The sequence below is a fragment of the Micrococcus sp. HSID17227 genome, assembly GCF_003989405.1.
GTDB classification, from domain to species: domain Bacteria; phylum Actinomycetota; class Actinomycetes; order Actinomycetales; family Micrococcaceae; genus Micrococcus; species Micrococcus luteus.
Genome location: NZ_RBLN01000265.1, coordinates 1 through 2,790, shown reverse-complemented (window position 1 = coordinate 2,790; position 2,790 = coordinate 1). Strand labels below are relative to the sequence as shown.

At 74.7% G+C, this 2,790-nt stretch carries 3 protein-coding genes; all 3 read left to right on the top strand.

Features of this window, described 5'->3' with window-relative positions; genetic code table 11:
• Positions 1-229: 229 nt before the first annotated feature.
• Genes D8M29_RS10575 through D8M29_RS10565 form a run of 3 tightly spaced genes read left to right on the top strand, consistent with a single transcriptional unit; the run spans position 230 to position 2,741 of the window.
• A complete protein-coding gene (locus D8M29_RS10575) occupies positions 230-1,135 on the top strand; it encodes a formyltetrahydrofolate deformylase (protein WP_127435554.1) in 906 nt (301 codons plus the stop codon).
• A 55-nt stretch (positions 1,136-1,190) separates the two neighbouring features.
• The gene (locus tag D8M29_RS10570; protein WP_127435553.1) at positions 1,191-1,712 is read left to right on the top strand and encodes a gamma carbonic anhydrase family protein; all 522 of its coding nucleotides are present in this window, start codon (positions 1,191-1,193) and stop codon (positions 1,710-1,712) included.
• Positions 1,713-1,745: 33 nt separating this feature from the next.
• Positions 1,746-2,741 carry a D-isomer specific 2-hydroxyacid dehydrogenase family protein gene (locus D8M29_RS10565; RefSeq protein ID WP_238693387.1) on the top strand — a complete coding sequence of 332 codons (996 nt, stop codon included), beginning with the start codon at positions 1,746-1,748 and terminating at the stop codon, positions 2,739-2,741.
• Positions 2,742-2,790 lie beyond the last annotated feature (49 nt).

Sequence of the window (2,790 nt, the reverse complement as noted above, 5' to 3'; positions counted from 1 at the left end):
CCGGCCCGGCCGGTCGCCGCGATGATCCAGTAGAGGGTGGACTGTGGCATGGGGGTGCTCCTCGGTCGTCTGGGGCGACCGGCCGGGCCGGGCGCCGCGTCGTGCTTCCCGCGCCGCCGCGCGGCGGGGAACCTGGTCTTGAGGATGACACGGGGCCCGACCCCCCGACCAGGGATCAGCCCCGTCATCCCGCGGTTCCGCGCGGCCGGCACCGCCTACCATCGACGCCATGGACACGGCAGCCCTCTCCCCCAGCCCCTCCCCCGCCTCCGGCGCGGAGCACGCCCGCGTGCTCACGCTGGCCTGCACGAACCGCAAGGGCATCGTGCACGCCGTGACGGGCGCCCTGCTGGGCGTGGAGGCGGACATCACCGAGTCGCAGCAGTACGACTCCCCGGACACCGGCGACTTCTTCATGCGCGTGGAGTTCGTGACCCCGGCCGTGCGGGAGGACATCGAGCAGGCGCTCGCGCCGGTGCGCGAGGAGTTCGGCATGCGCATGGGCCTGTGGGACGCGGCGCACCGCATGCGCACCCTCGTGATGTGCTCCAAGGACGGGCACACCCTCAACGACCTGCTCTTCCAGCAGCGCGCCGGCACCCTGCCCATCGAGATCCCCGTGGTGGTCTCGAACCACCTGGACCTGCAGCCGCTCGCCTCCTTCTACGGCGTGCCCTTCATCCACGTGCCCGTCTCCAAGGACCCCTCGAGCCGGGACTCCAAGGAGGCCGCGGAGGACCGGCTGCGCGACCTGATCGCCCAGTTCGACATCGAGCTGGTGGTCCTGGCCCGCTACATGCAGATCCTCTCGGACGAGCTGTGCCGGGACCTGGCCGGGATGGCCATCAACATCCACCACTCGTTCCTGCCCTCCTTCAAGGGCGCCCGCCCCTACCACCAGGCGCACGAACGCGGCGTGAAGCTCATCGGCGCCACCGCCCACTACGTGACCGCCGACCTGGACGAGGGCCCGATCATCGCGCAGTCCGTGCAGCCGGTGACCCACGCCCAGACCGCCGCCGACTTCGTGGCCCGCGGCCGCGACGTCGAGGGCTCCACGCTCGCGCAGGCCGTGCGCTGGCACGCCCAGCACCGCGTCCTCGCGGACGGCCGGCGGACCGTCGTCTTCAGCTGAGCCCGGGACGACGGCGCCACGCGGCGCCGTCGTCCTGCCCGCCTAGGCTGGTGGCATGGCCCACATCATCACCGTCGCGGGTGCCACCCCGCGCATCCACGAGTCCGTCTTCCTCGCCCCGACCGCCGCGATCACCGGCGACGTCGAGATGGCCGAGCGCTCCTCGGCCTTCTACGGCGTCTCCGCCCGCGGCGACTCCGCCCCCATCCGCGTCGGGGCAGGCACCAACCTGCAGGACAACGTGGTGCTGCACGCGGACGAGGGCTTCCCGTGCACCCTCGGCGCCGGTGTCTCCGTGGGCCACTCCGCCGTGGTGCACGGGGCCACCGTGGAGGACGACTGCCTGATCGGCATGTCCGCCACGGTGATGAACGGCGCGGTGATCGGCGCCGGTTCGCTCGTGGCCGCCGGCGCCCTGGTGCTCGAGGGGACGCAGGTCCCGGCCGGCTCGCTCGTGGCGGGCGTCCCCGCGAAGGTCCGCCGCCCCCTCACGGACGAGGAGCGGGAGGGCCTCAAGGGGAACGCGGCCACCTACCTGCGGCTGTCCGCCGCGCACCGGGACGCCGTCGCCGGCTGAACCGGGCCCGGAGGATGTGGGACGGTGGGCACCATGCCCACCACTTCCACTCTCCCCCGCACCCGACCCGACGACGCCCCCGAGCGCCTGCTCATCCTCCCCGCGGCGCAGGACGTCGCCGGCACCCCCTACGCCCACGCCCGGCGGCTGGCCGAGCAGGCCGTGGCCGACGTCGGCGGCACCGCCGTGGCCGAGGGCGACCCCTCCGCCACGGCCCTGCTGATGGTCCGCCCGATCCCGGTCGACACGCTCGCCGCGGCCCTGGCCGCCCACCCCCACGTGAGCTGGGTGCAGCTCCCGTTCGCCGGGATCGAGCCGTTCGTCCCGCTCGTGCGCAGCCGCCCGGACATCGTGTGGACGTCCGCCAAGGGCACGTACGCGCCGCCGGTGGCCGAGCACGCGCTGCTGCTCACCCTGGCCCTGCTGCGGGACCTGCCCGCGCGCGTCCGCGCCACCGCGTGGGGCCCCTCCTCCGGCCGCACCCTGAACGGCCTGAACGCCGTGGTCGTGGGCGGCGGCGGGATCGCACAGGAGTACATCCGCCTGCTCAAGACCTGGGACGTGCGCGTCACCGCGGTCCGCCGACGCGCGGGCGACGTGCCCGGCGCGGACCGCACCGTCACGACCGACTCCCTCGACGAGGTCCTGCCCGGCGCGCAGGTCGTGATGATCGCCGCGGCGGCCACCGAGGAGACCCGCGGCATGTTCGACGCCGACCGCGTCGCCCTCCTGGACGAGGACGCCGTGCTCGTGAACGTCGCCCGCGGGGCGCTGGTGGACACGGACGCCGTCGTCCAGACCCTCGCGGCGGGCCGGCTGCACGGCTACGGCACGGACGTCACCGACCCCGAGCCGCTCCCGGAGGGCCACCCGCTCTGGACCGAGGAGCGCGCCCTCATCACGCCGCACACGGCGGACACCCCGCAGATGTGCATCCCGCTGCTCCACGCGCGGGTCGAGCGGAACCTGCGGGCCCGCGCGGCCGGGACGGAGCTGGAGGGCCTGGTGGACGCCGAGGGCGGGTACTGACCCGCCCCCGGCGTCCGCGGCGCCGGCTCAGCGGCGCGGCGCGTCCAGC